Consider the following 1,735-nt stretch of genomic DNA (forward strand, 5'->3'; position numbering starts at 1 on the left):
GACGTCCAGCAGGGCGCGGCGCAGGTAGCGGGCGGCCGGCGCGGGTTCGCCGCGGCGCAGCGCGGTGTCGGCGGCGCCGCGCAGGACGGCGCCCGACCACGGGTGCCGGGAGGCCGCGACGGCCATCAGCTGGGCCGCGACCTCCTCGGCCGGGCGCCCCGCGTCGTACAGCACGGCGGCGGCGCCCTCGTGGCGGCGCTGGCGCTCGCCGGCACTCATCGAGGCCTCGACGGCGTCCCGGACGACGGGGTGGACGAAGGCGGCGCGGTGCGGGTCGGGCAGCAGGCCGAGGTGGTGCAGGGCGCGCAGGGCGGCGGCGCAGCCGACGGGGTCCAGGCCGGCGAGGCGCCCGGCGGGCGCGGTGTCGCCGGGCTCGCCGAGGGTGGCGATCGCGGCGGCGAGGTCGCGCACGGGCGCGCTCTGGGTGCGCAGGCACGTCACGATCCGGTCGCGCAGGCGCCCGGGGCGCAGGGTGCGGGCGGTCTCGGCGTGGGCGGCGGTCGGGCGGGCCGTGGTGGCGGCGATGACGTCGAGCAGGGAGACCAGGAAGAGCGGGTTGCCGGCGGCGGCCCGGTGGCAGGCGTCGGCGAACTCGGTGTCGATGCCGGTGGGTTCCGTTCTGCCGGGGTCCGCGGTCTCCGGATCGGCGGTCTGCGGACGGGCCGTCTGCGGGTGGCCCGGGTCGGTGAAGCGGTCACGGATCAGGGCCCGGGTGGCGGTGGGCGACAGCGCCGTCAGTCGCAGCTCGCGGCCGGTGTCGGCGACCTCGCGGACCAGCGGGTGCCACGAGCCCTGGTCGCCGTCGCGCAGCGTGCACACCACGACGACGCGCAGGCCGTCGAGGCGGGCGGTGAGGTGGGCGAGCCAGCGCAGCGACGGGCGGTCGGCCCACTGGAGGTCGTCGACGAGCAGCAACAGGGGTGCGTCGGCGCTCAGTTCGGCGAGCAGGCGGCGCAGGTCGGCGAGGACGGCGCCGGTCGGCTCGGCGCCGGCGGGATCCGTCGCGGTGTCCGGCCCGTCCGGGGTGTCCGTCGCGTCCGGGGTGTCCGTCGCGTCCGGGGTGTCCAGGGTGTCCAGGGTGTCCGGGACGAAGTCGCCGAGGACGGCACGGGCCGCTCCGGCGCGCGCGAGCCACCGCTCCCGGGCGTCGGCGGGCAGAACGGTGAGGAGGCTGTCGAACAACTGGCGCACGACACCGAACGCGAAGTCCTGCTCCATCGGGGCGGCGTCGGCCCGCAGGACCCGCACGCGCAGACCGTCGGCCAGACCGGGCAGGGCGCGCAGTAAGGCCGAGCGTCCGATGCCGAACGGACCGGTGAGCAGCAGGTGCGACGAGCGGCCCCCGTCGGCGTCGCACAGGGCCCGGCGTACCGCGGCGAGTTCGGTGTCCCGGTCGTGGAGCATCGTTCAGTGTCCTTCCATGGCACGGACCAGCGCCCGCAGTTCGGGGCGGCCGTGGATGCCGAGCTTGAGGTAGGCCCGTTTGAGCCGGAGTTCGACGGCGCGGCTGGAGACGGCCAGCAGCGCGGCGATGTCCCGGTTGCTGCGGCCCCGGCCCGCCAGTTCGGCGGTGTGCCGCTCGGTGGGCGTGAGGCTCTCCCAGCGCGGGTCCGCGGGGTGGACGACGCGGTGGTCCAGGGTCCCGGCCAGGTCGCGGGCGCGAGCGGCCATCGGGCCGGCCGGGTGCCGGGCCGTCAGCACGCACAGCTCGGGGGGGGGGCGCGCGGCGGGGGGG

At 77.9% G+C, this 1,735-nt stretch carries 2 protein-coding genes; both read right to left on the bottom strand.

Features of this window, described 5'->3' with window-relative positions:
• On the bottom strand, positions 1–1,404 hold a 1,404-nt coding region (locus tag ACFV4F_RS43270), incomplete at its 3' end, for an ATP-binding protein (protein ID WP_380511532.1).
• A gap of 3 nt (positions 1,405–1,407) precedes the next feature.
• The coding region (locus ACFV4F_RS43275; RefSeq protein WP_380511535.1) for a helix-turn-helix transcriptional regulator at positions 1,408–1,735 on the bottom strand (328 nt) is incomplete at its 5' end.

Source organism: Kitasatospora sp. NPDC059722, assembly GCF_042733235.1.
Classification (GTDB): Bacteria; Actinomycetota; Actinomycetes; order Streptomycetales; family Streptomycetaceae; genus Kitasatospora.